This is a genomic window from Deltaproteobacteria bacterium (genome assembly GCA_016183235.1).
GTDB lineage: Bacteria > UBA10199 > UBA10199 > DSSB01 > JACPFA01 > JACPFA01.
The window spans coordinates 1-26,536 of record JACPFA010000011.1; the positions used below are offsets into that span (position 1 = coordinate 1).

The following is a 26,536-nucleotide window of genomic DNA, read 5'->3' on the forward strand; positions in this document are numbered from 1 at the left end:
CTCTTATTGGGCTAACCAGCGCCCGGTGGCAAGTGCTGAGGTCATCCATATCTTCTCATGGGGCTAGCCGGCACGGAAGCCTTCCGCGTTCCCGCCTGCGGCGGGCCTCGGCTTTCCATGCCGGCTAGCCCGCATGGGGGCGCCCCGCCGCTTCCGCGATGGCTTCCTCAACAACCCAAGCGCTCTCCCTGCAAGACTGAAGCATTACATGAAGTACAAAAACCATGTTGACGGTCTGTACGATTAGCAGTAAGGGCATCCATCTATGCATATGAATAACCCGAACACTTTTTTTTCTACCTTTATTGAAGAGGTAGTAGGGCAAGAACATACCCATTTTTTTTGGCTTCGGGCCTTAAGCTATTTAGAATATATTGGTTATCGTAAAATGGTGAAGGCCTTGCCCTTCGATGCCGTTAGCACTTCAGAGGTTCATCACTTGGGCGATGAGATTCAGCATAGTCTGATGCTAAAACAAATGGCTCATAGGGTGTTTGGCCACTTAAATTTGGCCGAACCCATTCGTGCTAAGATTTGTGGTATTTCAGAAGAGTATTTTCAATCCCTCGATAGTTCTATTAATGATTACCTTCAAAAGCTCAGCGGCTATTACGATCCCTATCGCACTTATGCCTATGTGAGTTACATTATCGAATTGCGTGCCATGCAGACTTACCCTGCCTATTTGCAATGTTTGGGGGCTTCACCGATTAAAATCATCGTTCAAAAGATCATCCAAGATGAATCCGATCATTTGCGTCATGTAAAAAAGTTGATTGGCAGTTTTGAACCACCACCGGGTTTAACCGATAGTGATATGTTAGCTTTAGAAGATGGGTGTTTTAAGAATTTTATCAAGGCCTTTCGGACCCACCTGTTGCAGTAAATGATTGACGTTGGTTAACCTAAAATCTATATCTCCCTTCATGGTTACCCCTGCCTCGCAACCGGTTCGCCAAGCCATTGATGCCATCGATGACAAAATGCTTCATTTACTGCAGGAGCGAGGCGATTTAGTTCAGCAAATTGCTAAAATAAAGCAAGCAGCCAAAGGCGCGTTTCATGTTCCCGAGCGGGAGGCACTGCTGCTGCGTCGACTCATTGCTAAGAATAAAGGGCCCTATCCCGATCGTGCCATCGAAGTAATTTTTCGTGAAATTTTATCGGCATCGCTTGCTTTAGAGTCTACTTTAAAGGTTGCTTATTTAGGGCCCGAAGGCACATTTTCCCATGCTGCCGCCGCAGCTAAATTTGGTTCTTCCGTGTTATTTCTTGATCGTCCTTCGATTCGTAGCATCTTTGAAGAAGTCGAAGCTGGGCGTGCGCACTATGGGGTCGTGCCGGTTGAAAATTCTACCGAAGGGGTGATCAACATTACCTTCGATTTATTCATGGAATTTGGCTTACAAATTTCGGGCGAATTGCTTTTGCCCATTCATCATCATTTAGTTGCAGTGACAAAAGATCTTAAAAAGATCAAAAAATTATATTCCCATGAACAGGCCTTGGCACAATGTCGGCAGTGGATCGAACAAAAACTGCCTCAGGTTAAAGTGATCAGTGCCCCCAGCACAGCACAGGCCGCACTTTTGGCCAAAAAAGATAAACAAGCGGCAGCCATTAGCAGTGCCTTTGCGGCTGAAAAATATAAATTAAAAATCTTAGCTTCAAATATTGAAGATATTTCTCAAAACTTCACCCGTTTTTGGGTGATTGGTCAATATGCCCCCCAACCCAGTGGCCACGATAAAACCTCGATCATGTTTGTGGCCAAAGATGAGGTGGGGATTTTGGCCAAAGTTTTGCAGGTGTTTGCCGAGGCTAATATCAATCTTACCAAGATCGAGTCACGCCCTAGCCGCCAAGAGGCCTGGGAATATGTATTTTTTATCGATCTCGATGGGCATCGCCAAGATCCTAAAGTGGCGGCAGCTTTAGAAAAAATGGAATCGCTTTGTCATCAGCTCAAAATTTTGGGTTCTTACCCCAAGGGCAATCCATGAAAAAGTCCCCACTCTTTTCCAAGGTGGCTATTTTGGGTTTGGGGCAAATGGGGGGGTCGCTAGCTTGGGCTTTAAAAAAGGTTCATGCAGTCGATAAAATTTTAGCTTACAATCGTAAGGCCTTTCCTAGGCGCCATGCCCTTAAAAAAGGTTTTGTCGATCAGGCCCATGCCCAATTGGGGCCTTGGTTGAAAGAAGCCGATTTGATTGTGTTGTGTTTACCGATTCGGGTGATCATAGAGGTATTGCCTCGGCTTAAAAAATGGGTTCGCCCATCTTGTTTGATTATCGATGTGGGTAGCACCAAAGCTGAAATTTTAAAAGTAGCCAAGCGCTACAAAATTTCTCAGTTTGTGGGTTCGCACCCTATGGCGGGCAATGAAATCGAGGGTATTTTAGGGGCAAAGGTAGATCTTTTTTTTGGGCGAGCATGGTTTGTGTTGAATAATGAACATTCGCAGGGGAAAAAATTAATTACCTTGTTAAAAGTTCTAGGCGCTGATGTTCATCTCATCAATGCTTCCGCTCATGATCAAATGGTGGCTTTTTTAAGCCATCTGCCGCATGCCGTGGCTTATTCGTTAGTGTATGTCGTTTCAAAAGTTCAGCAAGGTCGTCTGTTTCCTTATGCAGGGAGCAGTTTTCGTGATTTTACTCGGGTGGCGGCCAGTTCTCCCAAAATGTGGCAAGATATTTTTTTAACCAATCGCGAGCCTATTCTTGATAGCATTGATTTAATGATTGGCAGGTTACAGTTTTTAAAATCACTCTTAAGAAAAAAAAATGCCAGTGCCTTGTTAAAGTTTTTTCAATTAGGGTCTCGCTTGCGTCGTAAATTATGAAGTCTGTTTCTATTCAACCCACTCAAAATTTGTCGGGAAAAATAAAAATTCCAGGGGATAAATCCATTTCGCATCGCGCGGTGATGTTCTCGGCCATTTCGGAGGGAAAAAGTATTATTAACAATTTGCTGCTCGGCGAAGATGTTAAGGCTACGATGCAGTGTTTTCAGGCATTGGGTGTTCCCATCCAAGTGCAAGGCCAACAAGTCATCATCGAAGGGCAGGGTTTGCAAGGTCTTAAGGCCCCCACGCAAGTTTTAGATTGTGAAAATTCAGGCACAACCTTGCGATTGATGATGGGCATTTTAGCAGGCCAAAGCTTTGCTTCAGTCTTAACCGGCGATGCCTCGTTGAATCGTCGCCCCATGGATCGTGTCATGCAGCCTTTAGTTCAAATGGGGGCCAAGATTCGAGAAGAGCGTTTGTCGCCTACGCAACGCTTTATTCATATTGACCCAAGCCCTGGCTTAAAGGCTATTCATTATATTTCTCCCATTGCCAGTGCCCAGGTCAAAAGTTGCCTTGCCTTAGCCGGGCTTTATGCCCAAGGCGAAACCGTGGTTGAAGAACCCTCGCTTTCTCGAAATCACACCGAAATTTTATTTAAGGCCAAAGGAGTTGATATTGAAAGCAAAGGTACTAAGTTAAAATTACGTTCTTCTCGTTTAACTCCTTTAAATTTAACGGTTCCGGGCGACATTAGTTCAGCGGCATTTTTTTTGGTAGCAGGTTCGATTGTTGCGAAGGCCGAGATCGAGTTAGAACAGATTGGGGTTAACCCCACTCGTACCGGCATTATCGACGTTTTAAAATCAATGGGGGCAAAAGTGCTTGTTAGCCCGCTTCCTACCCAAGGCGGGGAAGCCGTGGCGACGCTTGTCGTGCGGCATAGTCAATTAAAACCCTGCCACGTCAAAGGGCGTTTGGTGCCACGGCTCATTGACGAAATTCCAGTCTTGGCAGTTGCAGCAGCGAAGGCTTTGGGGCGTTCAGAGTTTCGAGATGTAGGTGAACTGCGGGTTAAAGAATCCGATCGTATTGCCACGCTGGCCAATGAATTGCAAAAGCTGGGGGTCACCGTAACGCCAAAGCCCGAAGCCTTTTGGGTGCAAGGGGGTGGGCCCTTGCAGGGGGCACATTTTCATAGCCATGGGGATCATCGTATTGCCATGAGCATGGCAGTGGCCGCTCTGATTGCGCAAGGGCCCAGTTGTATTGATGATGTGGAATGTGTGGGGACAAGCTACCCTGAGTTTTGGAACCACTTATCGGCCATAGGTGTGCCGGTATCCCTTGACAGCTAAGGTCAAAGTCTCTATATTCCGCCAGCTTAAATGGACCTCTTGCATAACCTACTGCGCGACCCAATGACTGCGTTGGGTCACCCCAAAATCCTCACGTATTTTCATATACGCTCCGGTTTTGGGGCCCCGACCCGCCTTGTCCTTGGGTCGCTCGCTACGGTTGTGCAAGAGGTCCATAATTTAAAAAGTTGCAGTTGAAAGGAGTTTTAAAAACAAAGTTATGACGTATACGACAGAAGAATTTGGGGCCTTATTTGAAGAGAGTCTCAAAACAAAAAAAATTGAAACGGGGAGTTTGGTCAAGGGAAAGATTGTCAAGGTGAGCCGCGATTATGTGTTTGTTGACATCGGTTTTAAATCAGAGGGGCAAATTCCTATCCACGAATTTAAAAATATGGATGGCGAAGTAGTTGTCACCGAAGGCGACCCAGTTGATGTGGTTTTTGAATCGGTTGAAAATGCAGAAGGTTTGGTTGAGCTCAGTAAAGAAAAGGCCGATGCCTTACATGCCTGGGACGAATTAGAAGTAGCCGAACGAGAGAATCGCGACGTTGAAGGTGTGGTGATTAGTAAAATCAAAGGCGGCATGGTTGTTAATGTGGGCGGGGTACGTGCCTTTTTACCTGGTTCACAAATTGATCTTAAACCCGTTAAAAGTTTAGATCGGCTATTGGGCAAAAAATTTAATTTTAAAATTCTTAAACTCAATAAACAAAAGAGTAATGTGGTGCTATCACGCCGCGCCATTTTAGAAAAAGAACGTGAGGCCGCCAAAACAGAATTGCTCAAGAACATTAAAGAAGGCCAAGTGGTAGAAGGTCATGTGAAGAATGTGACCGATTACGGCGCCTTTATCGACTTAGGCGGGGTGGATGGCTTGTTGCATATCACCGACATGACCTGGGGGCGCATTGCCCACCCTTCTGAAGTTGTTTCGGTGGGTCAACAAATTAAAGTAGTGGTTTTAAAATTCGACGAAAACTCGCACAAAGTTTCGTTGGGTTTAAAACAATTGCTGCAAGATCCTTGGGAAAAGGTGTTGGAAAAATTCCCCGTAGGCACTCGCGTGCAAGGCCGAGTGGTGAATGTGACCGACTATGGTGCCTTTATTGAAATTGAAGAAGGCTTTGAAGGTTTGGTTCATATTTCCGAAATGACCTGGTCGAAAAAGGTGAAACACCCTTCCAAGATTGTCTCGGTGGGCGATCGAGTAACTGCCATGGTATTGAGTGTCGATGTAGAAAATCGGCGGATTTCCTTGGGCATGAAACAAATCGAGCCCAATCCTTGGGATTCACTGGCTGAAAAATACCCCATTGGCCAAAAGGTCAAAGGTGTTGCTAAAAACATCACCGATTTTGGTGTGTTTGTGGGCATTGAAGAAGACATCGATGGTTTAGTGCATATTTCCGATTTCTCTTGGAATCAAAAATTCAAGCATCCCAACGACCTTTACAAAAAGGGTGACGAAATCGAAGCTGTTATTCTGAACATCGACAAAGAAAATGAAAGAATTTCTTTAGGTATTAAACAATTGCCCGAGGATCTGTGGCAGGTGATCAATAAAAAGTTCGAAATCGATAATCAAGTTAAAGGTAAAGTGGCGGCCATTGATTCTAAGGGTTTTACCATCGATTTAGGTGATCCCGTCGATGCCTTTATCCCTATGAATCAGTTCGATGGCGATGCCCCCAAGGTGGGTGACGAAATCGACATGCAAGTGATTCAAATCGATGAAAAAGAACGTAAGATCATCTTAAGCGTCAGGGCGTTGAGCAAATTTAACCAAAAGAAGGCATTTGCTGATTTTAAATCCAAACAGTCAGAAGTAAAAGCAACGTTTTCTGACATCATGAAGCCTAAAAACGAATAGCCCTTACGTCATCCCGGGCGCAGACCCGGGATCCATGGTGGAGTTCATGTGAAAAAAAGAGGTTGGTGGATTTTAAGCGGTGTTCTGCTGTTCTTCCTAGCTTCGCTTACCGTCTTCATTGTCGCTATCTTTTTCTTGCTCAGTCGTTCCGATAATTTAGAGTATACGGGCGCTGATGTCGCCGTGGTCGAGATCGAAGGCACGATCATGGAGGCCAAAGACACGCTCGAAACCCTCGAAAAGGTAGAAAAAAACAAATCCATTAAAGCCGTCGTTTTACGCATCGATTCCCCAGGTGGTGCCGTCGGCCCTTCCCAAGAAATCTACGAAGCCGTCAAAAAACTGAAATTAAAGAAAAAAGTCGTTGTGTCTATGGGGTCGGTGGCGGCCAGTGGCGGATATTATATCGCTGTAGCCTCCGACAAAATCTTGGCCATGCCGGGCACTATTACGGGTAGCATTGGGGTATTGATGGATCACGTGAATATTGAAGGCTTCTTGGGCATATTTAAAGTAAAAGCTGAAATCTTAAAGGCCGGGGCCAGGAAAGATATTGGCAGTTCACTTCGCCCCATGACCGAAGAAGAACGGGCTTTTTTGCAAAGTCTTTTGGGCAATATGCACGCCCAATTTAAGCGTGCCGTTCAAGAAGGTCGAGGCTTTACCGACGACCAAATCAATGCACTTGCCGATGGCCGGGTATTTACGGGCGAGCAAGCCCTGCAAGAAAAGTTAGTCGACCAATTGGGTGGGCTGCGCGACGCCATTAAAGTGGCCGGAGAGCTAGCCGGCATTAAAGGCGAACCCGATGTCTCTTATCCGGGTCGTAAGAAAAAAAGTTTTGTAGAATTATTATTAACCGAAGATGCAGAAACCACTTTGCTAAAAATGTTTTATCATCTAAAGCAGAGGCAGTTTTTATATTTGATGAAAGGGGATGCCGTATGAATAAAAGCGAACTGGTTGATATTGTAGCTGGCAGGGTGCAGAATTTATCGCACAAAGATGTTGATATGATCATCGAAACCGTTTTTGATAAAATGGTTGAAGCCTTAGCTAAAGGCAATCGCATTGAAATCAGAGGGTTTGGTAGTTTTGAAATTCGCAGTCGCCCGGCACGCAATGGGCGTAACCCCAAGTCGGGTGAATCGGTTTTTGTAGGCAGTCGCAGAATCCCTTTTTTCAAGGTAGGTAAAGAATTAAAAGAGCGCATCAATCAAGACGATGCGCCTGCCAAGGCATAGGTCATCCATGAAAAATCTCTGGGCTCCGTGGAGAATCCATTATCTCTTAGGTCACCAAGAAAAAGGCTGTATCTTTTGTAAGTATCCCAAGCAAAGTAAAAAAAAAGATAAAGCCAATCTCATTTTGTGGCGGGGCGAGCACACTTTTATTATTCTCAACAAATACCCTTATTCTAATGGCCACCTCATGGTTGTGCCTTATCGGCACACCAATGAATTAGGTGGTCTATCCACCGAAGAAAATCAAGAATTGATGGCATTTTCCGGCCTTTGTACCCGCCTTTTAAAAAAGGCCGTTTATGCGCAAGGGTGTAATGTAGGTATGAACTTGGGGTTAGCGGCTGGTGCGGGTATCAAAGAACATTTGCACATGCATGTTGTGCCGCGTTGGTTGGGTGATACCAACTTTATGCCCATTTTTAAGGGCGATCGAGTTATTGTAGAATATTTAACCAAAACTTATGATCGCTTGCTTCGAGCCCTCAAAAAGATTGTTTAACTATTGTGTCAAGTTTTGGTAAAAGGCCCTTAAGAAAGGGGAGTTGTCATGGCCCTATGGAGATTCATTAAAATTTTTTTAGTCACGTTGGTTATTTTTATTATTTTTAATTTCTTGCTTTCTAACTTTAACAGCCAAACCCTTGGTTATAAAATAAGCTTTCATTTCGATATTCCACCTTTTATCTATTTAGAATCGGTTGATTTTCCCGTTGGGCTCTTATTGATTTCGGCTTTTTGTATCGGGATGATTACGGCGGGTTTGATGGGTTCGTTTAGTGTGTTTTATAAACAAAAAGACCTCAAGGCTAAAAACCGCATCATTCGTGAATTAGAAGCCGAAATGGAAGACTTACGCAGCCACTTACACCGCGAACACTATGTTCCGCCCGAACAAAAAATTAAAGATGAGTTGGATCGGCTTTCGTAATTTAATTGTCATTGCGATGGTATGAGATTGCTTCGGCAGGCTTGCCTCGCAATGACGAGGTCTCTGTCATTGCGAGCGCAGCGAAGCAATCTCACAATGACATTTGTCTAGTAACCTCGTCATAATCTTTTCCATATTTGCTAATGATACGTCGAAGGTTAGTAGAATTAACATCCACAAATTCCGAATCTGAGCGAAATTCTTTCATGAGGCCCTCAATACTTAAACCCAACAATTCAGCAAGTTTGATAAAATGGCTCTCGGGTGCATAATCAATTTTGTATTTGCCACATAGGCGATCAAAGATACTGGCCTGAGGGGGCTTTTTAAAAATGGGAAGGACAATATTCTTGGAGAGTTTTTCTAATTGAGCAAGGTTGATATGGGCCCATTGGTTCTGAGTTTGTAGCTCGGTGATCAGGTCTTCCAGACAAGTATTGCCAGCCCCTCGCCCAACCCCCATCAGGCTTGCATCGACCCAATCGACCCCTAGGGTAATCGCCGCATAGGCATTGGTGTTGGCCAGTCCCAAATGGTTGTGGCCATGAAATCCAACTTGCGCATGATCAAGCTTTGATTTCATTTCTTCAATATAGGGTTTTAATTCTTCAGGTTTAAAACTTCCGTAGGTATCGACTAAATAAACAATATCGACCCCCATCAACTCAGCGCGGCGAGCCATATGCCCTACAAATTGCGGATCGCGGGCATGAGAGCGCACAAGCTGTAGTGAAACTTTTTTTGAAAACTTTTTTAACCGCTCGATAAATTTTTGAGCCAACTTGATTTCGTGAACATTCGCCCCCACCCGGCCGATCTCAAAATAATCTTTCAATTGGTCAATCAGATCAAGGGTTGGATCATTAGGTGAAATAAACACGCTCAGCTTCAAATCAGGGGCAGCCTCTTTGACAGCCTGGAGTAATGCTTCATCTTTGGCAAGTGAGGGTATGCCTAACAAATAACTGCCAATGCCGCAGCCATGGCTGACCTCGGCATATGCAATGCCAGCCTCATAAAGCCCCTTGCCTATTTTAGCCACATCTTCAGGTTTATATTGATGATTTAAAAGATAACTACCATCGCGAACCGTGACATCTAAGATGTTAAAGTTTTTAGACATAGTCATAGTTTGGAATAGGATCGATCAGGGTTTCCCCAGCCAAATAGCGAGTTAAATTCATTCGAAAATGAGTGATGAGTTTTGTTAAAACATATTGATCATAACACGCAACATGAGGTGTGATGAGAAGATTGTCGAGTTCAAAAAAGGGATGAATGGGAGGCAAGGGTTGCATTTGAAAACTATCCAGCACCGCAGCCGCAATGTCTTTGTATTTTAACATATTATAAAGATAAATTTCATCGAGCACCTGACCTAGGGATAAATTAATAAGACAAGCGGTTTCTTTCATTTGGGCTAATAGTTTGTCGCTAATGATCCCTTGAGTAGATGGGCAAAGCGGCAGCGCAATTAAGACATAATCGCTGTTCACAAAGATGGGTTTTAAATCGTCCAAATAAAATTCATCGAGTAAGGCAGTGTTGAGTGTTGGATTGATGTCACTGGCAATAACTTTCATGCCAAACATTTTTGCCTTTTTGGCGGTGGACTGACCCATGGCCCCAAACCCCACAATTCCTAACGTTTGGCCCATCAGCGAACGAATGCGATGTTTTTCAGGGAATTGACTCAAACTAAGCCAAGTCTTTTGTTGTTGCGCTGTGTACAGGGTGACAAATTGTTTGGCAAAGATTAACAAATAAGCCATCACCATTTCAGAGGCATTTTCAGCATAAACCGAGCGATTGTTTGTTAAAAAGACGCTTGAACGAAAGGCGGTTTCAGGAATTTGCCCACCCGTATGGGTTGTGGTTGTATGAAACCATTTTAACTGAAGGGTATTTTGGGGAAAGCCCACTGGGAAGACATTGCTCCAAATAATTTCAGCACGACTCAGGTGATTAAAATATTCATCGACACTGCTAGCAATGACGAACTCCATTTTGGAAAATTCTTTTTGAAGATCGGCCAACATCGATGGTGCAATGGTCACACTAGGGTCGGACTTTTGATGAAAGACAAGAATCATATTTTGCCAGGTTTGGGTTTTTTTAATTTTTTGATATCGATTACTTCACCTTTACCCTGGCGATGGGGATCTGCAATAGCTTCTTTAGTTTTAACAAGTACATCCTTTAAACTCTTGACCGTGGCTTTTTTAATATCCGTTTTATGGGTGAATTGACTTAGCTCTGGATTTTGATGAATTTTGACATTTTCTTGAACTTCTTGAGCACGCAGTGACTCTACATCTAATTCCAGCCTACGACGCGGTGAGGGGTAGAGTTCAAGGGTCTTGGCAAGGCTACGTAGCATCTCTTCGGTAAACTCGATTTCCCCTCTAGAGTTAGCTTTGGACATAATCGTGGTGTTGAATTGATTCCAAATAAATTTTGGATCCAGCGAGGTAGAGGGGATGAGACTATTTTCAAATATCCGTCTTAGACGTTCTAGCGTATATTTCCCTCGCCGCATTTTAAGGGGATCAAAGGGTTTGCCTACAATCTTGTGGTAACGGTATTTGCCTAATTCAATAATTTTTTTATGGTCAACATAAAAGGCACCATCTGGGCCCCGCAACGGTTCGAAGAATTCGTTGAGTGCTTTTAAGCTTACCCGTTCGGTATCGATGAGGCCTGATTGATAAAGGTAAGGGATATCATCGGGCAGGTAACGAATATAGTCTTTGCCTTCGCGCTTAACTTTTTGGACCTTTCGCCAAATATACTCCATGGCGAGCCGGTTAATAGCAATATAATCCTTCTCGGTAGGTTCTTTAGGCATAGTAGGCTAATTTTGGCTGGAAAGGGTCCACGAAGCAAGGAAAAAGCTAATTCGATATCATTGCGATCCGCCTTTGGCGGAGAAGCAATCTGATTTAGCTCAACACAACATCACCCGAGCTATCGTAATTGGCATCTACTCCCTCAAAACCATAATCATACTCTTCGTTAGTCACAGCAAATTCGGTTGTTTCAGGGGTATAATAGGTTTGAAGCAAGGCCCATTGGGCGGCGTCGATTTCTCTTTCGCTGGCCAACTCTTTTTCAAACTCTTGTTCATCTCGGGCGAGGATCATGGCTTCCGTCTCTTTATCGATATCATAGCCATGTCTTTCCGCATCGGCCTGCTGTTTAGACGCTTCAACTTGGGCGATTCGAGCTTGATCAGCCGTATATTTTTGGGCCTCAGCATTGATTCTAGCAGTTTCTTTAGAAGCTTCTGAGACTACGACTGCTACTACGGTGCCAGCAACGGCTACGACAGCAACAACGGTAATAAGGACAGCAGCACTGATAACCATAGGAAGACTCCTTTTACAAAGTCCCCCCATAATTAAGTTCTAAATGGATTATCTTCGATTTTAGCAGGTAGAGTTGCGTTTAGCCTAAAATCACATCGCCATCGCTATCATAACTGGCATCAACACCTTCAAAACCGTAGTCGTATTCTTCGTTAATAGCTGAAAATTCAGCGGTTTCTGGGGTGTAATAGGTTTGAAGCAAGGCCCATTGAGCGGCATCGATTTCTTTTTCGCTAGCCAATTCTTTTTCGAATTCTTGTTCATCTCGGGCGAGGATCATTCCTTCAGTGTCTTTGTCGATATTGTAGCCATGTTTTTCCGCATCGGCCTGCTTGGTAGCGGCTTCAACTTGGGCGATTCTAGCTTGATCGGCAGTGTGTTTTTGGGCCTCGGCGTTGGTTTCAGCCGTTTCTTTTGAAGCCTCAGTGACAACAACAGCAGTGGCAATCCCAGCGATTGCCACAACAGTCACACCAGCAGCAATAACGCTGGCCGTAAGAGTTGCGGTAGTAGAGACAGCAATGAAAACAACCATAGGGTCCTTCCTAGGGGTCAGACCCCTTTGAATTCCATCCTATACTGACACACGATCAAAATTAGCCTAAAATCACATCGCCCTCGCTATCATAACTGGCCTCAACACCTTCGAAACCATAGTCGTATTCTTCGCTAATAGCTGAAAATTCAGCGGTTTCTGGGGTGTAATAGGTTTGAAGCAAGGCCCATTGGGCGGCATCAATTTCTTTTTCGCTGGCCAGTTCTTTTTCAAATTCTCGTTCGTCTTGGGCGAGGATCATTCCTTCAGTTTCTTTGTCGATATTGTAGCCATGTTTTTCCGCATCGGCCTGCTTGGTAGCGGCTTCAACTTGGGCGATTCTAGCTTGATCAGCCGTGTATTTTTGGGCCTCGGCGTTAGTTTTGGCGGTTTCTTTGCTGGCTTCAGTAACAATGACAGTTGTAACGATCGCACCAACCACAACAATAGCAGCAACAGCGATATAAATGACCATAATTCCCCCCAATTCTAGATCCAAATAACAAAACAAACTCTAAGGGAGTTATCTTTAGTTCAGCGACTTGAAGTTGCTTCAAATGACCTTATTTTGAGCACACTAGACGCTTTATTTAAAAAGAAGAGCCAGCATCAAACTAGTATGACGGAGGAACAAATTTGCTAGTAATTTCAAATAATTATAACCTAGCAACTCTACCCCAAGCCAGACCCGAAAACCTCAAGGGAGTCATGTATCTTATGAAAATAGGGTTTATTACCGCCATTCGCGAAGATCATACCAAGCCCTTTGAGAGGGTCATCAAAAGGTATTCCACCAATTTAGGGCCCATGTATTTAGCGGCCTATTTAGAAAAGACTCATCCTGAAGTTGAAGTGCAGATTAAAGATCGGTTGGCAGATTTTGGTCAGTTTAATCCTGATGTCTTAGGGGTTTCGTCTGTTACTGAGAATTTTGAATATGCCAAGTGGTTGGCCCGTAAGGCCAAGGCCAAGTGGGGTTGTTTGACGGTTCTGGGTGGAGTGCATTTAACCAGTTTGCCCCATACTTTACCTGCGGAATTTGATCTTGGGGTCATCGGTGAGGGTGAAGAAACTTTTTCCCAGTTGGTTGGTTTGTTAAAACAAAAACCTCTATTACAAATTGATTTTTCTAATTTCCCCGGAGTGGTTTATCGCAAGGCCGGTAAAGTAATCGTCAATCCCAAACGATCGGCCATTGCTTGTTTAGACGACATTCCCCGTCCTAAACGAGAAAAATTTGTTCAAACCATGGGGATGCCTTACATGATGACCTCGCGGGGTTGCCCTTATAATTGTTCATTTTGTGTCATTCCCAATGTTACCAGTGGTTATCGGGTGCATTCACCCGAATATGTGGTGGAAGAAATTAAGGCCATTCAAAACCACTTCCCAGAGGTTAAGCATATTCGGTTTTTTGATGATCTTTTTATTGTGCAACGCGGGCGGGTTGAAAAGATTGCAGAGTTGATCCACGCTGAGGGTCTGGATAAAAAACTATCGTTTAGTTGCTGGGGCCGCGCCAATCTCATTGATGATGCGATGGTCAAAACCTTTAAAAAGATGAATATGAAGTATGTCGCCTTTGGGGCTGAGTCGGGCTCCAGCCGCATGATGGCGCAAATTAAACCGGGCTCTAGTGTTGAGCTCAATCAAAAAGCCATTGATTATTTGTATGATGAAGGCATTCATCCGGCTTGTTCAATCTTAATGGGTCATCCCTTGGAACAAGAAGAAGACTTGCGAGCCACCCATGAATTTTTAACTCATAATCTGGCTAAACTTTCTCAGGTTGAATTGAATGTATCCATCCCTTGGCCAGGCACCGCTTTATGGCAAGAGGGTAAAAAGTTAGGCCTCGTTCATGATTTTATGGATTTTAGTATCTTAAAAGAAGCGGCTTTCTTTCCCAATTATAACACTGAAGAATTTCCCTATTTGAATCGAAATATTAACCCCAAACGATTCATGGAAATCATGGGCGAATTTAAAACCCTTTACAATGTGATTTATCAACGACCTGGTTCAAATCAGGTATTCACAGAGATGAATCCTACAGGCGAGGCCAAGTATTTATAGCAACTTCGAACTCAAAGGGTGACGATACAACCTTTAGAAACTATTGAGGAGGATTTTATGCCAGGACCAGCTTTAGCAGGAATTATAGGTGCAGTAGCCCCAGAAGTAGCCAATACATTAGGTTTAGGTGGTGCAGCTGAAGGTGCCGGGGCTGCCGCCAAGACAAAGGGTGTTAAACCAGAAGGCGGAGGAGATGCAGCTGCGAAGAAGGTATCGGGTGAGGCTTTAAAGACGGCACAGGCTTCAATGGATAAAAGTGTTGATCAAGCCTGGGCTGGCCTGAATGGAGAAGTTGAAAAATCGCGCGGTGCCATGGCCAATCCCAAATCCAGTGCCCCCGAAAAAGACAATGGTGCCTTCGCTGCCACCATGGATTCTGCAGGCGCTAAACCCGCTTAATTAAGCGTCATCCGGGATCCATTAAAAAGATTTTCAAGCCCCTTCTACGATCCGTTTGTGGAAGGGGTTTTTTTATTGCGTCGTTAGAGCTTGGTTTGTTAGGGAATGCGTTCCATGGACGCACTTCTAAAAAAGTTTTTAAAGCACGATCGCTTAGCCTTGTCACGGTTGGTTTCTGTGGTTGAAAATCGCTCTGATCAATTGGCAAAGATCATGGATGCCATTCATGATCGGGTTCGTAATACCTCGGTGTTAGGTATTACCGGGCCACCGGGGGCAGGCAAATCGACCCTGGTTAATCAGCTTATCCTCCAAATTCGCAAAAAAGGTCAAAAAGTAGGTGTTATTGCGATTGATCCATCAAGCCCTTTTTCTGGCGGGGCGGTGTTAGGGGATCGTATTCGCATGCAAGACCATGTGGGTGATGAGGGGGTGTTTATTCGCAGCCTAGGCAGCCGTGGAGCTCATGGTGGGCTTTCTAGGGCCACACAAGATATTGTACGGTTGTTTGATGCCTTTGGTATGGATTGGGTGATTGTAGAAACCGTGGGGGTGGGGCAAACCGAGTTTGATATTATGGAAATTGCCAGTACCACGGTCGTGGTTTTGACTCCAGAATCGGGGGATACCGTTCAAACCATGAAGGCCGGGCTTTTAGAAGTGGCGGACATCTTTGTGGTGAATAAGGCCGACCGTGAAGGAGCTGATAAAATTGTTTTAGAATTGAAAAGCATGGTTCACATGGGGTCGGGTCAACAAAACAATAGTTGGGAAGTTCCTGTTTTGTCAATGCAGGCGGTGAATGGTGTTGGCATATCAGAACTCTTTGAACAAATCGAAAAACATGAAGAAACTGTTAGGACAGGTGGTCAATATACAGAGCGAATCTCTAAAATTCGTTGCCAGGAGTTCAAAGACATTTTGCTGGAAAACTTCAATAAACAATTAGAAGAAAAATTTCAAAAAGATCCCCGTTACCTTCAATTAAAACAGCAAGTAGAGTCCGGGGAAATGAGCCCTTATACGGCTGCTAGCCAACTTAAAGTTTGAAAATTGCCTGATTGAAAGAGCCCTTATCTAGAGAAAGGGCAAAAAATACCAACCAAAACTGGAGGGCCTGAGGAAACCAGCAACCCCTTTGAGGCGAGGTAACCGCTGCTTTGATGGCTTCTTCTCCATAAAATTGATAACACCACCGCACCGCATCCCATACCCCCCGATTCAAAATAGCAGTGATCACTTGGTGCTGTTCTTTTTTTAGATCAATGACCTTAGGGTTAGCAAACCAAAGGCTAGCTTGCACATAATCAGGGATTTCGTTTTGCTTTAATTTCATAACCAAATTTTTGCTAAATGTACGGTTTCCTTTTCGAAGAGGATTTCTTTTCTTGCTGAATCTAAAATTTTCCAATGCATATCGGGCTAACCCTATCATAGTTACTCATTTCCTACAATAAACTCCTCTTGCGAGGATATAAAAACCTTGACCCTATGGGGCTTTTACAATAGCTGAACAAATCTAATGGGTCCGTAGCTCAGCTGGTTAGAGTGCTTGCTTGACATGCAAGAGGTCACTGGTTCGATCCCAGTCGGACCCACTATAAAATGCCAACAGTATTAAGAAAATTTGGTTATCGGTTTCATTTTTATTCCAATGAGGGTAAGGAGCCACCTCATATTCATGTCACTGGAAAAGGTGGAGAAATGAAGGTATGGCTTCCAAAGATAATGGTTGAGTTTTCCTATGGTCTTTCCCCTACCGAGCAACGTAAAATAATAGGCGTGATTAAAGAAAATACTAAACTGTTTATGGAGGCATGGAATGAATTTAGCAGTAAGAAAAAATAATCCTTATCCAGCCATTCTGAAGGTTAAGGTGAGTAAAGAGAAGATTTCTTCCCTTATGAGCGATGGTAGAGAAGTTTCTATACCAACAGCATGGTTTGCTCGCTTAGCAAGTGCGTCTTTAAAACAACTTGAAAATTTCGAAATTTCTCCTGGTGGCTATGGTATTCATTGGCCTGATATCGATGAAGATATTAGCGTCAAGGCCTTCTTCGATTAACCCCGTAAAAATTATGAACGAACATAACATTTCCCAGCAAGCACTTGACGAAACGCTTAATTATTCTCCGTTGCAGCGGTTGCGGCATTCTGCGGCGCACATTATGGCAGATGCGGTACAGCAGCTCTTCAAAGGCACGCGGCTTACTATTGGCCCAGCCATTGATATGGGGTTTTATTACGATTTTGATGCTTCGCATTCTTTTTCTGAAGAAGATTTAAATAAAATCGAAGCGAAGATGAAAGAAATCATCCAGCAAGATTTGCCTTTCAAGCGTTTTGAAATGACGCGCAGTGAAGCCCTTGAGCGATTTAAAAAATTGGGTGAAAATTATAAAATTGAAATCATTCAAGCCTTACCCGCTGATGCAGTCATTACCTGTTATCAGCATGGTGACTTTATTGATTTGTGCCGCGGCCCTCATGTCAAATCTACTGGTGAGGTTAAGGCGATTAAGTTGTTAAGTGTCGCTGGGGCTTATTGGCGGGGCGATGAAAAAAACAAGATGCTGCAACGTATCTACGGGACTGCCTTTGCTAGTCAACCGGCCCTCGATGAACATCTAGATTTTTTGCGTGAAGCCGAAGCCCGTGATCATCGCAAGCTAGGTAAAGATTTAGAACTGTTTGCCAGTATGGAGGCCGAGGGGCCAGGTCTTATTTTGTGGTTACCCAAGGGGGCGCGCATTCGGCGGGTGTTAGAAGATTTTTGGCGCGATCGTCATGCCCAAGAGGGCTACGAGCTTGTCTTTACCCCGCACATGGCTAAGCTTGATCTTTGGAAAACCAGCGGCCATGTCGAATTTTATAAAGAAAACATGTTTGCCCCCATGCCGGTCGAAGGCCAAGATTATGAAATCAAGCCCATGAATTGCCCCTTCCATGTGCTCATGGTTAATAGGCTGGTGCAGAGCTATCGTGATCTTCCCGTGCGTTTGGCAGAATTGGGCACGGTTTATCGTTATGAACGCTCCGGGGTTTTGCATGGGTTGCTAAGGGTACGTGGCTTTACCCAAGACGATGCCCATCTCTTTTGCACCCCTGAGCAATTACAAAATGAAGTGATTAAGGTTCTCAATTTTGTATTTAGTTTTTTGCGTACTTTTGGTTTTGAAGATTTTGAGGTTTTTCTTTCCACCCGGCCTCAAAAATCGGTGGGCAGTGATGAGCACTGGGAGTTAGCCACCGCCAGTTTAAAAGGGGCTTTAGAAGATCAAAAAATTGCCTATAAAATAGACCCTGGCGAGGGGGTTTTTTACGGGCCCAAAATCGATATTAAAATCAAAGATGTTTTAAATCGTTCTTGGCAGTGTTCGACCATTCAAGTCGATTTTAACAATCCTGAACGTTTCGACATGCAATATGTGGCCGAAGATGGCAGCCGAAAGCGGCCCATCATGATTCACCGGGCTCTCATGGGCTCGCTCGAGCGTTTTTTTGGTATTTTGATCGAGCACTATGCCGGGGCGTTTCCACTGTGGTTAGCCCCCCATCAGGTCAAGATCTTGGCAATTAATACCCAAGTGCATGATTATGCACTTGAAATTCGTGATCTTTTGTTACAAGAGAACATGCGCTTAGGCCTTGATTTGAGGGAAGAAAAATTAGGCTTGAAGATTCGCCAGGCTCAGTTAGAAAAGGTGCCTTACATGATCGTGTTGGGCGAAAAAGAAAAGGCCGCGCGTGAGGTAAGCTTTCGCACCTTAAAAGGTGAGCAAGGCCGCTTGGCTTTAAATGATTTTATTTTGAAATTGAAGCAAGAGATAGGTAAAAGACAATAAGGAGGTTCGTATCGAAAGGGATTTACGCATCAACCACCGCATCCGAGTCCGAGAAGTTCGGCTCATTTCTTCTACCGGAGAACAATTGGGGGTGGTGAAAACAGAAGAGGCCATGAAAAGTGCTCAAGAAGAAGGTTTGGATTTAGTTGAAATATCACCCACCGCTAAACCGCCGGTATGTAAAATTTTAGATTATGGCAAATATAAATATCAAGAAAACCGCAAAAAGCATGAGGCCAAAAAGAAACAAATCATAGTTCACTTAAAAGAGATTCGGTTTCGGCCCACAACCGATACGCATGATGTTGAGTTTAAAGTTAAGAATATTTTAAAATTTTTAGAACACGGCGACAAAGTTAAAATTACCGTAGTGTTTCGAGGGCGCGAAATGGCTTATAAACAAAAAGGGGCAGAGTTGCTCAATCGAGTGGTTCATGAAATTGGCGAACATGGTGTGTTAGAAGCCCCCATGTCTTCAGAAGGTCGGCAACTCTATATGATTATCTTGCCACCGGCATTGGCGCCCAAGGCACCTAAAAAGAAATAGTAAAGGAATTTATTATGGGAAAGTTAAAAACTCACAAAGGTACTCAAAAACGATTTAAAGTTTCTAAAACTGGAAAGGTAAAAGTTCGTAAAGCCATGCGGGCTCATATCCTGACTAATAAACCCACTAAACAAAAGAGGCAGGCGCGTAATGACATTGTTCTCAATGACAGCGATGCTAAGCGCATTCGAGCGCTCTTGCCTTATGTAGGTCGATAGGAGTTGTTATGCCACGAGTAAAAAGGGGTTTTAAAGCCCGACGTCGTCGCAATAAAGTTTTAAAATTAGCCAAGGGTGGCCGTGGAGGTCGTTCTAAATTGTTTCGTACGGCGGTTGAAGCGGTCAAGAAAAATTTAAGCTACGCCTATGTGGGCCGGCGCTTGAAAAAACGCGATTATCGAAGCCTATGGATCAACCGTATCGGGGCCGCTCTCGATGGTTATGGTGTTTCTTACAGCGCTTTCATGGGGCTACTTTCCAAAGCTGGGATTATTCTCAATCGAAAGATTTTAGCTGATTTAGCGGTGAGCGATCCTAAAGGGTTTGAATCCGTTGTCAAACAAGTTAGGGCCTAAATTCATGAGGTAGTTTTGGAGCGGGAACATCCCTTAGTTCTTAAGCTAAAAGCCTTTCAAAAAGAGGCGAGCCTTGAACTTGAGCACACTGAACAAATCCAGGGACTCCAAGAATTAAAGGTTAAATTTTTGGGGAAAAAGGGGCCCGTCACCGAAATCATGAAGGGCTTGGGCAAGCTCGATGTACCTGAGCGTGCTGCGGTTGGGCAAGTAGCCAACCAGGTAAAAGAGCAGTTGCAACAGGCCTTACAACAAAAATTAGAAAAACTCGAAATACAATCGTTAAGCGAAGCCTTAGCAAAAGATAGCTTTGATGTTACCTTGCCAGGGTTGCCTCCGACTCGCGGTTCCAAACATCCTATCACTCAAACCTTAGCCGAAGTAGAACTCATCTTTTTGGGGCTTGGTTTTAAAAGCTATCAAGGCCCACAAATCGAAACCGATTATTATAATTTTGAGGCCTTGAATATCCCCGCCCATCATCCGGCTCGGGATATGCAAGATACCTTTTATCTAGAAAATTCCCAATATTTACTGCGCACTCACACTTCACCCGTACAAATCCGTGCCATGGAAAAAGACGGAGTCCCCATTCGCATGATTGCCCCGGGCGCGGTTTATCGTCACGATCATGATGTAACTCACACCCCCATGTTTCACCAACTAGAAGGTTTGTGGGTCGATGAAAATATTACTTTTGCCCATTTGAAAGGGGTGTTGACCCTGTTTGTGCAGCGGGTGTTTGGCGATCAAACTCCCGTGCGGTTTCGGCCTAGCTTTTTTCCGTTTACCGAACCTAGTGCAGAAATGGATATTGGCTGTGTGTTGTGCCAACAACAGGGCTGCCGGGTTTGCAAACAAAGTGGGTGGTTAGAGATTATGGGTTGCGGCATGGTCGACCCAGCCGTGTTTACCCATGTGGGCGTGGATGCTGAACGTTATACGGGTTTTGCCTTTGGGATGGGGATTGAGCGCATTGCCATGCTAAAGTTGGGCATTCCCGACATACGGTTATTTTTTGAAAACGATTTGAGATTTTTGCAGCAGTTTTGAGGTGTCATCGCGAGCCAGAAACTATGCTTATTTGTCATTGCGAACCCAGAGGTCCTTCGGTAAGCCTCAGGATAAATTCCGCAATCTCTTCTGCTTAATCGATGGGATTGCTTCGGCCTGCTGGCCTCGCAATGACAGGGATAATTTATGAAAGTTCTTCTTTCTTGGTTACAAGAATTTTTTCAGCAGCCGTTGGTTGCAGAAGAAATTGCTAAACGGTTGACCTTTGCCGGGCTAGAAGTGGAATTAATTACCAAGCTAGCAGCGGGGTGGTCTGATGTTTATGCGGCCAAACTTTTGGAGGTGAATAAACACCCCAATGCCGATCGCCTCTCCCTTTGCCAAGTGCAATGGCAAAATCAAATTTTAGAAGTAGTTTGTGGGGCCAGCAATATGAAGGCTGGAGATGTTGTGGCGCTAGCTATCGTAGGGGCAAAGTTGCCGGGTGGTATGGAAATCAAAAAAAGCAAAATTCGTGGGGCAGAAAGTTTTGGCATGCTTTGTTCAGAAAAAGAATTGGGCCTGGCCGATACGAGCGCAGGGATTATGATCCTTCCGCCTCCAACTCCGCTGGGTGAACCTTTAAGTGATATTTTGAAGATGCAAGAGGCCATTTTAGAAATCAATGTTACCCCCAATCGTGGTGATTGCCTCTCCATGCGAGGCATAGCCCGTGAAGTCGCAGCCCTATTGGATCAGCCCCTACAAAGAGTGGGTGGGGCATTTCCATTGAAAAATCAAATTGCCAATCCAACGAATGTTTCAATTCAAGCGCCAAACCAAGGTTTGCGTTATGCCACCCGGCTCATCAAAAATTTAGCTATAAAATCTTCACCCCTGTGGGTGCAGCAACGTTTGCAACGTGCGGGTTTGCGCCCTATCAATCAAGTCGTTGATGCCACTAATTATGTGATGCTGGAATTAGGGCATCCCTTGCATGCCTTTGACCTTTCAACCATCGAAGGTGGTGAAATCAAAGTGCGCATAGCAAAATCCGGTGAATCATTGCTTGCCCTTGATGATAAAACCTATGCTTTAACCACCGAAGATTTGGTGATTGCCGATACTAAAAAAGTTTTAGCTTTAGCTGGGGTCATGGGTGGGGCATTTTCTAGCGTAAAAGAAGGCACAAAAGATTTACTTTTAGAAAGTGCATGTTTTTTGCCCGAGAGCATTCGCAAAACTTCGCGGCGTTTAAATTTAGCGAGTGAATCCAGCTATCGCTTTGAACGTTGGGTCGATCCCAATACCGTGGTTGAAGCGTTGGATCGTTTAACCGAACTTATTGTTCAATGGTCAGAGGGTTCAGCTTTAGAAGTAAGCGCTGTGGTTGATCGTTACCCTCAAAAAATAGAATCACCCCGCGTATCGTTGCGAAACGCTCGAGTCGAAAAAGTTTTGGGTACTCAACTCAATGTAAAAAAATTTTTACCCCAATTGCAACATTTGGGGCTGGATTTTTCAGAACAGCCCGAGGGCTATACCGTAAGCATCCCAACCTTTCGATCCGATCTTACCCGCGAGATCGATTTGATTGAAGAAGTAGTGCGCTTAGCCGGCTATGATACTGTACCGGCACATTTCCCAAAAATTGCCTTAAACCAGCTGCCTCAAGTCGAATTGAATCACGCAAAAATGGCTCGTGAATATTTAATGCAAAAAGGCTTTGCCGAAGCCGTTAATTTTAGTTTTATCTCAGAGGCTGAACTTAAAACTTGGGGTGGGCAAGGGGTTCGTTTGGCAAATCCAATCAGCGATAGTTGGAGTTATTTACGCACAAGTATTTTGCCAGGGCTTATTCAAAATATGCGTTGGAACTTGGCTCGTGGCCAAAAAGACATCAAGCTTTTTGAAATAGGTAACATTTTTTACCAACAATCCAAAGTGCCAGGTGAGCGAAATGCCCTTGGCATGGTTGCTTGTGGAAATAGGGGCCAACTCCATTTTTCTCAAGCCCCGGTGGAGGTTGATTTTTATTTTCTCAAAGGGGTTCTTCAGGGTTTGCTATCCGATACCTTGCAACAAGATTTTTCAATAAAATCAAGTAATATCAATATGTTACACCCTAAGCGGCAAGTGTCGGTCGAAGTGGATGGGCAAAAGATAGGCTTTTTGGGTGAAATCCATCCCAGCCTTGTCCAAAAGGAAGAATTACCAACAAAAACAATTCTTTGCGAAATTTATTTAGATGAGATAAAGTTAAAACATAAAGGTAAGGTGGTTTTTCAAGCACTTTCACCTTTCCCTTCTGTGTGGCGGGATCTCAATCTTATCTTAGATGAGAAAGTCCAACATGCCGAGGTGGAAAAGGTGATTGAAACTGCCCAAAATCCTTGGATTCGCAAGCTAGAGTTATTTGACATTTATCGCGGTAAGCCTTTAACAGAAGGGCAAAAGGCCTTAACCTACTCCATCGAATACGGCACCCAAGATCGAACCTTAACCGATGAAGAGGTCAATGAGGCGCATCATCGACTGATTGAAAAATTACAGGTAACGTTAAAAGCAAGTTTGAGAACTTAATTTTAATTCGTGAGGAGAGCTATGACAAAGGCTGAAATAATCGAAGCAGTTTATCAGAAAATTGGTTTTTCTAAAAAAGAATCTGCCGATATCGTCGAGATGGTTTTTGATATTATTAAAGAGACCCTAGAGCGTGGTGATAAAATCAAGATAAGCGGTTTTGGTAATTTTGTCGTGCGTAACAAACGTTCACGATTAGGGCGTAACCCTCAAACCGGAGAAGAAATTACGATTTCAGCACGAAAGGTATTAACTTTTCGGCCATCACAAGTTCTTAAAGCGCGTTTAAATTCCTAAATAGTTGTCATTGTAAAGGGGTGTCATCCCTGCCCCTGCCTGCGCAGGGGTAAACTCCGGCAGGGATCCAGTGATTTTAAGCATTTCTAGATTCCCGCCTCCGCGGGAATGACATTAATAAAAAGTTGATTTGTTTTTAAATAAGTTTTAGTAGCTTGTTTAGAATTGTTAATGGTTTGGTTTAAACTTATTTAAAAGAGGGTTTTAGCCTTGGAAAAAGCAGCCTTAAAAAAAGAAGTTTTTTCGACTCCCCAAATCCCAGATAAACTTTATTTTAAAATTGGTGAGGTAGCCAAGATTATCGGTGTTAAGCCTTATGTCTTGCGTTATTGGGAAACAGAATTTACCGAAATTACTCCCACGAAGAGTAAGAAAGGGCAAAGGCTTTACAAAAAACGAGATGTCGAAACTATCTTGAAAATTCGAGATTTGCTCTATAAAGAAAAATTCACCATTGATGGTGCTCGCAAGAAACTGGTTGAGAAACCTAAAAAAGATAAAGCAGGTGAAACCGAAGGCCAAATTTCACTTGGTTTACCCATGGCAGAATCAACCCAACACTTGCTTAAAAAAATCCGCGATGGGTTAGCAGATATTTTAAAAGAAGTTGCTTCTTGATAAAGGAAAGCCTGCATATGCACTTGATGCCACCGTTGTCATTCCCGCGAAAGCGGGAATCTAGAAGTGTTTGAAAAGACTGGATCCCTGCCGGAGTTTACCCCTGCGCAGGCAGGGGCAGGGATGACAAGAAAGAGTGAGTGGAGTCAAGTGCATATGCAGGAAGGAAAGGATTGGGGTAGTGGGAATTCGAAGATCGGGACGTAGCGCAGCCCGGTAGCGCACTCCCTTGGGGTGGGAGTGGTCGGAGGTTCAAATCCTCTCGTCCCGACATTTTACGTTTTATGGTTGGAGGTGAAAATTGTTTCAATTTTTTAAATTCCTCCTTGGTTTAGGTATATCTTCGATTGCGATTTATTATTGGATGCAGTTTGGCCAAACCGTGCCAACTAAGGCCCTGCCGCCCTTATTTAAATTTGGGTTTCGGCTTTTGCCCCATCTTGATTACCTTGTAACGGTTTTAGGTGCTTACCTGTTTTTGAGTGGGGCATTGAACAGTTATCGCCGGTTAATTTTGTATTTAAATCGCCCCAACCGTAGGCGAGATGAAGATGATTGAGACGGCTTATTATTCCTCTAAGCTCGGTTTAATAAAAATCGAAGCGGTTCATCAAACCATCCTTTCCATTCAATTTGTAAATTCAAAGAGCGGCCATGTCATCCTCGCGAAGCATGCCCTCGACCCCGATCGGGGGGCGGGGATCCATAATGGGGTTCTTAAAAAATGTGTGAATCAACTCGATGAATATTTTAAAGGCAAACGCAAAAGATTTTCTTTGCCATTAGCCAAGCAGGGTACGGCCTTTCAACAAAAGGTTTGGTCAGCCTTACAAAAAATTTCTTTTGGTAGCACTGAATCTTATGCTCAAATCGCCCAATGGGTGCGTAATCCAAAGGCCATGCGGGCGGTAGGGATGGCCAATAAAAAAAATCCTTGGGTGATTGTGGTGCCATGTCATAGGGTAATTAATAAAGATGGGCAATTGGGTGGTTATGCTTGTGGTCAGCGTAAGAAAGGATGGTTATTAAAACATGAAAGGAGCAGATCTTGATGGGGAAGCTAATATCTTTATTGGGTATTCTTTGGATTGGGTCTGCCCTCTATTACTGGGTCAATTTTAGCCGGGAGGTTTTGCTTGTCCGCATGCCTCTCTTTTTTCGTTACACCTTTCGTCTTACGCCGCAATTAGATGTCATCCTAACTTTCTTAGGGATGTTGCTTTTGATCATAGGGATCAAAACGACTCACTATAAACCTGAGCGTGATGAATTAAAACGCTTCGTTCTTAAACGACGTTATTGGGAAATCGTGGTTTTATGGTTTTTGACACTCACCTTTGGGTTTGCAAGCGTCATGGGGCCTTTGCTCAAATGGACCCTCATCACCACGGCATGGCAAGAAGCCACTTATACAAGTTATTCTAATAAATATTTGCTCAACCCTCTTTGGCTCATGTGGGTGGTTTTCCCTTGGGCTGTGGCGTTGATTAACTTATTAAGTGTCATCATTCGATCACGAAGTTCACTATTCATGCTAGTTATGGCGGGAATATTTTTATTTACCTGGGCAAATTATGAAGTGAACATCAAAACAGGTTTTCAATATCAAGGGGTGATGTTAACTTTTATAGGCGTGATTGGGCTTGCGGTCTTATCACTGGTTGATCATCTTTGGTATAAGTGGAACCAACGTCGCTATGAGGTAAAAATAACATGAGGGGACCTCTAAAAAGGGCCCATCTGCGGAGCCTGTCCAGAGCGCAAGCGAAGGATCACCCGCAAAGCCGCGATCCTCACGTATTTCCATATACGCTCCGGTCGCGTCTTTGCGGGCGCCTTGCATCTGGACCCTTTTTAGAGGTCCCCCCAAATCCAAGTTGTTAGAGGTGCCAATGAAATCTTATCGCAAAGAATTATGGTTTAATATTCCAAAGCGTTTGGCTTTTATGAACATTACCCATGAAGTTGAAAAGGCGCTTGCCGAAAGTCATATCAAAGAAGGATTGGTATTAGTGAATGCCATGCATATTTCGGCATCGGTTTTTATTAACGATGACGAACGTGGTTTGCATCAAGATTTTGAAACCTTTTTAGAAAAGTTAGTTCCCCATGCGCCTATTGAACAATATCGTCACAACGATACCGGCGAAGACAATGCCGACGCGCATCTCAAAAGGCAGTTATTTGGCCGTGAAGTCGTGGTGGCGGTGACGGAAGGGAGGCTTGATTTTGGGCCTTGGGAGCAGATTTTTTATGGGGAGTTTGATGGGAGGCGCAAAAAACGCGTTTTAGTCAAGATTATTGGATCGTAATCGATGTCATTGCGAGCAATGTCATCCCCGCGAAGGCGGGGACCCATGATGGTGAAGAATCTTCCATTTTATTCTTCAATTCATCTGCAATTATCTCCACGTCTTTTCGAAGTAGGCTCAAGGCCAATTGAGAACCCGCGCCCAGTCGGCCTAGTCGGGCTAAAAAATTCTTTGTTTTTTGTGAGTTGGAGTACT

33 protein-coding genes and 2 tRNA genes are annotated in these 26,536 nt (G+C 44.0%); 28 read left to right on the forward strand and 7 right to left on the reverse strand.

Features of this window, described 5'->3' with window-relative positions:
* Positions 1-271: 271 nt before the first annotated feature.
* From HYU97_01915 to HYU97_01955, 9 genes are all read left to right on the forward strand, one after another.
* Positions 272-886: a hypothetical protein gene (locus HYU97_01915; protein MBI2335501.1), complete on the forward strand. Its 615-nt coding sequence runs from the start codon at positions 272-274 to the stop codon at positions 884-886.
* Between the two features lie 40 nt (positions 887-926).
* Positions 927-2,003, forward strand: a complete 1,077-nt coding sequence (gene pheA / locus HYU97_01920; GenBank protein ID MBI2335502.1) for a prephenate dehydratase — start codon at positions 927-929, stop codon at positions 2,001-2,003.
* Positions 2,000-2,845: a prephenate dehydrogenase/arogenate dehydrogenase family protein gene (locus tag HYU97_01925; GenBank protein ID MBI2335503.1), complete on the forward strand. Its 846-nt coding sequence runs from the start codon at positions 2,000-2,002 to the stop codon at positions 2,843-2,845. Before pheA ends, HYU97_01925 begins: the two co-directional genes overlap by 4 nt.
* Positions 2,842-4,149, forward strand: a complete 1,308-nt coding sequence (aroA, locus tag HYU97_01930; protein MBI2335504.1) for a 3-phosphoshikimate 1-carboxyvinyltransferase — start codon at positions 2,842-2,844, stop codon at positions 4,147-4,149. Before HYU97_01925 ends, aroA begins: the two co-directional genes overlap by 4 nt.
* A 220-nt stretch (positions 4,150-4,369) precedes the next feature.
* Complete coding sequence (locus tag HYU97_01935; GenBank protein ID MBI2335505.1) at positions 4,370-6,022, forward strand: 30S ribosomal protein S1; 1,653 nt, start codon at positions 4,370-4,372, stop codon at positions 6,020-6,022.
* Between the two features lie 48 nt (positions 6,023-6,070).
* Positions 6,071-6,970 (forward strand): signal peptide peptidase SppA, encoded by a 900-nt coding sequence (sppA, locus tag HYU97_01940; GenBank protein MBI2335506.1) that lies wholly within the window; start codon positions 6,071-6,073, stop codon positions 6,968-6,970.
* Complete coding sequence (locus HYU97_01945) at positions 6,967-7,266, forward strand: integration host factor subunit beta (GenBank protein MBI2335507.1); 300 nt, start codon at positions 6,967-6,969, stop codon at positions 7,264-7,266. The genes sppA and HYU97_01945 overlap by 4 nt, the downstream gene beginning before the upstream one ends.
* Before the next feature lie 7 nt (positions 7,267-7,273).
* Positions 7,274-7,765 (forward strand): HIT domain-containing protein, encoded by a 492-nt coding sequence (locus HYU97_01950; protein ID MBI2335508.1) that lies wholly within the window; start codon positions 7,274-7,276, stop codon positions 7,763-7,765.
* A 48-nt stretch (positions 7,766-7,813) separates the two neighbouring features.
* Positions 7,814-8,194 (forward strand): LapA family protein, encoded by a 381-nt coding sequence (locus HYU97_01955; protein MBI2335509.1) that lies wholly within the window; start codon positions 7,814-7,816, stop codon positions 8,192-8,194.
* A 91-nt stretch (positions 8,195-8,285) separates the two neighbouring features.
* On the opposite strand, the gene HYU97_01960 is transcribed toward HYU97_01955, so the two are convergent.
* The 6 genes from HYU97_01960 to HYU97_01985 all read right to left on the reverse strand — a co-directional run bounded on the left by HYU97_01960 (position 8,286) and on the right by HYU97_01985 (position 12,572).
* Positions 8,286-9,323 carry a hypothetical protein gene (locus HYU97_01960; GenBank protein MBI2335510.1) on the reverse strand — a complete coding sequence of 346 codons (1,038 nt, stop codon included), beginning with the start codon at positions 9,321-9,323 and terminating at the stop codon, positions 8,286-8,288.
* Entirely contained in the window at positions 9,310-10,251 is a 942-nt protein-coding gene (locus HYU97_01965; protein MBI2335511.1) for a hypothetical protein, read from the reverse strand. The genes HYU97_01960 and HYU97_01965 overlap by 14 nt, the downstream gene beginning before the upstream one ends.
* A 32-nt stretch (positions 10,252-10,283) precedes the next feature.
* The gene (locus tag HYU97_01970; protein ID MBI2335512.1) at positions 10,284-11,042 is read right to left on the reverse strand and encodes a hypothetical protein; all 759 of its coding nucleotides are present in this window, start codon (positions 11,040-11,042) and stop codon (positions 10,284-10,286) included.
* Positions 11,043-11,136: 94 nt separating this feature from the next.
* Positions 11,137-11,562 carry a hypothetical protein gene (locus tag HYU97_01975; protein ID MBI2335513.1) on the reverse strand — a complete coding sequence of 142 codons (426 nt, stop codon included), beginning with the start codon at positions 11,560-11,562 and terminating at the stop codon, positions 11,137-11,139.
* A 79-nt stretch (positions 11,563-11,641) separates the two neighbouring features.
* Positions 11,642-12,097, reverse strand: a complete 456-nt coding sequence (locus HYU97_01980) for a hypothetical protein (protein ID MBI2335514.1) — start codon at positions 12,095-12,097, stop codon at positions 11,642-11,644.
* A 61-nt stretch (positions 12,098-12,158) separates the two neighbouring features.
* A complete protein-coding gene (locus HYU97_01985) occupies positions 12,159-12,572 on the reverse strand; it encodes a hypothetical protein (GenBank protein MBI2335515.1) in 414 nt (137 codons plus the stop codon).
* Positions 12,573-12,814: 242 nt separating this feature from the next.
* Between HYU97_01985 and HYU97_01990 the strand changes: the two genes are divergently transcribed.
* The 3 genes from HYU97_01990 (at position 12,815) to meaB (ending at position 15,622) form a co-directional block, all read left to right on the forward strand.
* Positions 12,815-14,173, forward strand: coding sequence for a radical SAM protein (locus HYU97_01990; protein MBI2335516.1), 1,359 nt, complete (start codon positions 12,815-12,817; stop codon positions 14,171-14,173).
* Between the two features lie 57 nt (positions 14,174-14,230).
* Positions 14,231-14,572: a hypothetical protein gene (locus HYU97_01995; GenBank protein ID MBI2335517.1), complete on the forward strand. Its 342-nt coding sequence runs from the start codon at positions 14,231-14,233 to the stop codon at positions 14,570-14,572.
* A gap of 114 nt (positions 14,573-14,686) precedes the next feature.
* Positions 14,687-15,622 (forward strand): methylmalonyl Co-A mutase-associated GTPase MeaB, encoded by a 936-nt coding sequence (gene meaB / locus HYU97_02000; GenBank protein ID MBI2335518.1) that lies wholly within the window; start codon positions 14,687-14,689, stop codon positions 15,620-15,622.
* Here the strand turns inward: meaB and HYU97_02005 are convergent.
* Entirely contained in the window at positions 15,612-15,908 is a 297-nt protein-coding gene (locus HYU97_02005; GenBank protein MBI2335519.1) for a hypothetical protein, read from the reverse strand. The two genes, meaB and HYU97_02005, sit on opposite strands and share 11 nt — an antisense overlap.
* A gap of 188 nt (positions 15,909-16,096) precedes the next feature.
* Between HYU97_02005 and HYU97_02010 the strand changes: the two genes are divergently transcribed.
* The 16 genes from HYU97_02010 to HYU97_02085 all read left to right on the forward strand — a co-directional run bounded on the left by HYU97_02010 (position 16,097) and on the right by HYU97_02085 (position 26,341).
* Positions 16,097-16,170 (forward strand) — tRNA-Val (locus HYU97_02010).
* A gap of 7 nt (positions 16,171-16,177) precedes the next feature.
* A complete protein-coding gene (locus HYU97_02015) occupies positions 16,178-16,420 on the forward strand; it encodes a DUF4160 domain-containing protein (GenBank protein MBI2335520.1) in 243 nt (80 codons plus the stop codon).
* Positions 16,395-16,637 (forward strand): DUF2442 domain-containing protein, encoded by a 243-nt coding sequence (locus tag HYU97_02020; protein ID MBI2335521.1) that lies wholly within the window; start codon positions 16,395-16,397, stop codon positions 16,635-16,637. Before HYU97_02015 ends, HYU97_02020 begins: the two co-directional genes overlap by 26 nt.
* Before the next feature lie 13 nt (positions 16,638-16,650).
* Entirely contained in the window at positions 16,651-18,417 is a 1,767-nt protein-coding gene (gene thrS / locus HYU97_02025) for a threonine--tRNA ligase (GenBank protein ID MBI2335522.1), read from the forward strand.
* A 10-nt stretch (positions 18,418-18,427) separates the two neighbouring features.
* Positions 18,428-18,964, forward strand: coding sequence for a translation initiation factor IF-3 (locus tag HYU97_02030; protein ID MBI2335523.1), 537 nt, complete (start codon positions 18,428-18,430; stop codon positions 18,962-18,964).
* A 14-nt stretch (positions 18,965-18,978) separates the two neighbouring features.
* Entirely contained in the window at positions 18,979-19,182 is a 204-nt protein-coding gene (gene rpmI / locus HYU97_02035; GenBank protein MBI2335524.1) for a 50S ribosomal protein L35, read from the forward strand.
* A gap of 8 nt (positions 19,183-19,190) precedes the next feature.
* Positions 19,191-19,538, forward strand: a complete 348-nt coding sequence (gene rplT, locus HYU97_02040; GenBank protein ID MBI2335525.1) for a 50S ribosomal protein L20 — start codon at positions 19,191-19,193, stop codon at positions 19,536-19,538.
* A gap of 15 nt (positions 19,539-19,553) precedes the next feature.
* Complete coding sequence (gene pheS, locus HYU97_02045; protein ID MBI2335526.1) at positions 19,554-20,591, forward strand: phenylalanine--tRNA ligase subunit alpha; 1,038 nt, start codon at positions 19,554-19,556, stop codon at positions 20,589-20,591.
* A 147-nt stretch (positions 20,592-20,738) separates the two neighbouring features.
* Positions 20,739-23,114 (forward strand): phenylalanine--tRNA ligase subunit beta, encoded by a 2,376-nt coding sequence (locus tag HYU97_02050; protein MBI2335527.1) that lies wholly within the window; start codon positions 20,739-20,741, stop codon positions 23,112-23,114.
* Between the two features lie 21 nt (positions 23,115-23,135).
* Positions 23,136-23,411 carry an integration host factor subunit alpha gene (locus tag HYU97_02055; protein ID MBI2335528.1) on the forward strand — a complete coding sequence of 92 codons (276 nt, stop codon included), beginning with the start codon at positions 23,136-23,138 and terminating at the stop codon, positions 23,409-23,411.
* Positions 23,412-23,621: 210 nt separating this feature from the next.
* Positions 23,622-24,029, forward strand: coding sequence for a MerR family transcriptional regulator (locus HYU97_02060; GenBank protein ID MBI2335529.1), 408 nt, complete (start codon positions 23,622-23,624; stop codon positions 24,027-24,029).
* Positions 24,030-24,226: 197 nt separating this feature from the next.
* Positions 24,227-24,300: transfer RNA gene (locus HYU97_02065), tRNA-Pro, on the forward strand.
* A gap of 30 nt (positions 24,301-24,330) precedes the next feature.
* On the forward strand, positions 24,331-24,588 hold the full coding sequence (locus HYU97_02070) for a hypothetical protein (protein ID MBI2335530.1): 258 nt from the start codon (positions 24,331-24,333) through the stop codon (positions 24,586-24,588).
* A complete protein-coding gene (locus HYU97_02075) occupies positions 24,584-25,081 on the forward strand; it encodes a methylated-DNA--[protein]-cysteine S-methyltransferase (protein MBI2335531.1) in 498 nt (165 codons plus the stop codon). The genes HYU97_02070 and HYU97_02075 overlap by 5 nt, the downstream gene beginning before the upstream one ends.
* Positions 25,081-25,746: a hypothetical protein gene (locus HYU97_02080; protein ID MBI2335532.1), complete on the forward strand. Its 666-nt coding sequence runs from the start codon at positions 25,081-25,083 to the stop codon at positions 25,744-25,746. Before HYU97_02075 ends, HYU97_02080 begins: the two co-directional genes overlap by 1 nt.
* A 175-nt stretch (positions 25,747-25,921) precedes the next feature.
* Entirely contained in the window at positions 25,922-26,341 is a 420-nt protein-coding gene (locus tag HYU97_02085; GenBank protein ID MBI2335533.1) for a YjbQ family protein, read from the forward strand.
* The last annotated feature ends 195 nt before the right edge of the window (positions 26,342-26,536 follow it).

Excerpts from the sequence above, each read along its gene's own strand:
- HYU97_01990 (MBI2335516.1), top strand. The coding sequence starts at position 12,815 with ATGAAAATAGGGTTTATTACCGCCATTCGCGAAGATCATACCAAGCCC.
- HYU97_01945 (MBI2335507.1), top strand. The coding sequence starts at position 6,967 with ATGAATAAAAGCGAACTGGTTGATATTGTAGCTGGCAGGGTGCAGAAT.
- HYU97_01950 (MBI2335508.1), top strand. The coding sequence starts at position 7,274 with ATGAAAAATCTCTGGGCTCCGTGGAGAATCCATTATCTCTTAGGTCAC.
- HYU97_02020 (MBI2335521.1), top strand. The coding sequence starts at position 16,395 with ATGAATTTAGCAGTAAGAAAAAATAATCCTTATCCAGCCATTCTGAAG.
- HYU97_01960 (MBI2335510.1), bottom strand. The coding sequence starts at position 9,323 with ATGACTATGTCTAAAAACTTTAACATCTTAGATGTCACGGTTCGCGAT.
- HYU97_02015 (MBI2335520.1), top strand. The coding sequence starts at position 16,178 with ATGCCAACAGTATTAAGAAAATTTGGTTATCGGTTTCATTTTTATTCC.
- thrS (MBI2335522.1), top strand. The coding sequence starts at position 16,651 with ATGAACGAACATAACATTTCCCAGCAAGCACTTGACGAAACGCTTAAT.
- HYU97_01925 (MBI2335503.1), top strand. The coding sequence starts at position 2,000 with ATGAAAAAGTCCCCACTCTTTTCCAAGGTGGCTATTTTGGGTTTGGGG.
- HYU97_01995 (MBI2335517.1), top strand. The coding sequence starts at position 14,231 with ATGCCAGGACCAGCTTTAGCAGGAATTATAGGTGCAGTAGCCCCAGAA.
- HYU97_01970 (MBI2335512.1), bottom strand. The coding sequence starts at position 11,042 with ATGCCTAAAGAACCTACCGAGAAGGATTATATTGCTATTAACCGGCTC.
- HYU97_01915 (MBI2335501.1), top strand. The coding sequence starts at position 272 with ATGAATAACCCGAACACTTTTTTTTCTACCTTTATTGAAGAGGTAGTA.
- HYU97_02085 (MBI2335533.1), top strand. The coding sequence starts at position 25,922 with ATGAAATCTTATCGCAAAGAATTATGGTTTAATATTCCAAAGCGTTTG.
- rplT (MBI2335525.1), top strand. The coding sequence starts at position 19,191 with ATGCCACGAGTAAAAAGGGGTTTTAAAGCCCGACGTCGTCGCAATAAA.
- HYU97_01955 (MBI2335509.1), top strand. The coding sequence starts at position 7,814 with ATGGCCCTATGGAGATTCATTAAAATTTTTTTAGTCACGTTGGTTATT.
- HYU97_01980 (MBI2335514.1), bottom strand. The coding sequence starts at position 12,097 with ATGGTTGTTTTCATTGCTGTCTCTACTACCGCAACTCTTACGGCCAGC.
- HYU97_02055 (MBI2335528.1), top strand. The coding sequence starts at position 23,136 with ATGACAAAGGCTGAAATAATCGAAGCAGTTTATCAGAAAATTGGTTTT.
- HYU97_01935 (MBI2335505.1), top strand. The coding sequence starts at position 4,370 with ATGACGTATACGACAGAAGAATTTGGGGCCTTATTTGAAGAGAGTCTC.
- HYU97_02005 (MBI2335519.1), bottom strand. The coding sequence starts at position 15,908 with ATGAAATTAAAGCAAAACGAAATCCCTGATTATGTGCAAGCTAGCCTT.
- pheA (MBI2335502.1), top strand. The coding sequence starts at position 927 with ATGGTTACCCCTGCCTCGCAACCGGTTCGCCAAGCCATTGATGCCATC.
- rpmI (MBI2335524.1), top strand. The coding sequence starts at position 18,979 with ATGGGAAAGTTAAAAACTCACAAAGGTACTCAAAAACGATTTAAAGTT.
- aroA (MBI2335504.1), top strand. The coding sequence starts at position 2,842 with ATGAAGTCTGTTTCTATTCAACCCACTCAAAATTTGTCGGGAAAAATA.
- HYU97_01985 (MBI2335515.1), bottom strand. The coding sequence starts at position 12,572 with ATGGTCATTTATATCGCTGTTGCTGCTATTGTTGTGGTTGGTGCGATC.
- HYU97_01975 (MBI2335513.1), bottom strand. The coding sequence starts at position 11,562 with ATGGTTATCAGTGCTGCTGTCCTTATTACCGTTGTTGCTGTCGTAGCC.
- HYU97_02050 (MBI2335527.1), top strand. The coding sequence starts at position 20,739 with ATGAAAGTTCTTCTTTCTTGGTTACAAGAATTTTTTCAGCAGCCGTTG.
- meaB (MBI2335518.1), top strand. The coding sequence starts at position 14,687 with ATGGACGCACTTCTAAAAAAGTTTTTAAAGCACGATCGCTTAGCCTTG.
- HYU97_02080 (MBI2335532.1), top strand. The coding sequence starts at position 25,081 with ATGGGGAAGCTAATATCTTTATTGGGTATTCTTTGGATTGGGTCTGCC.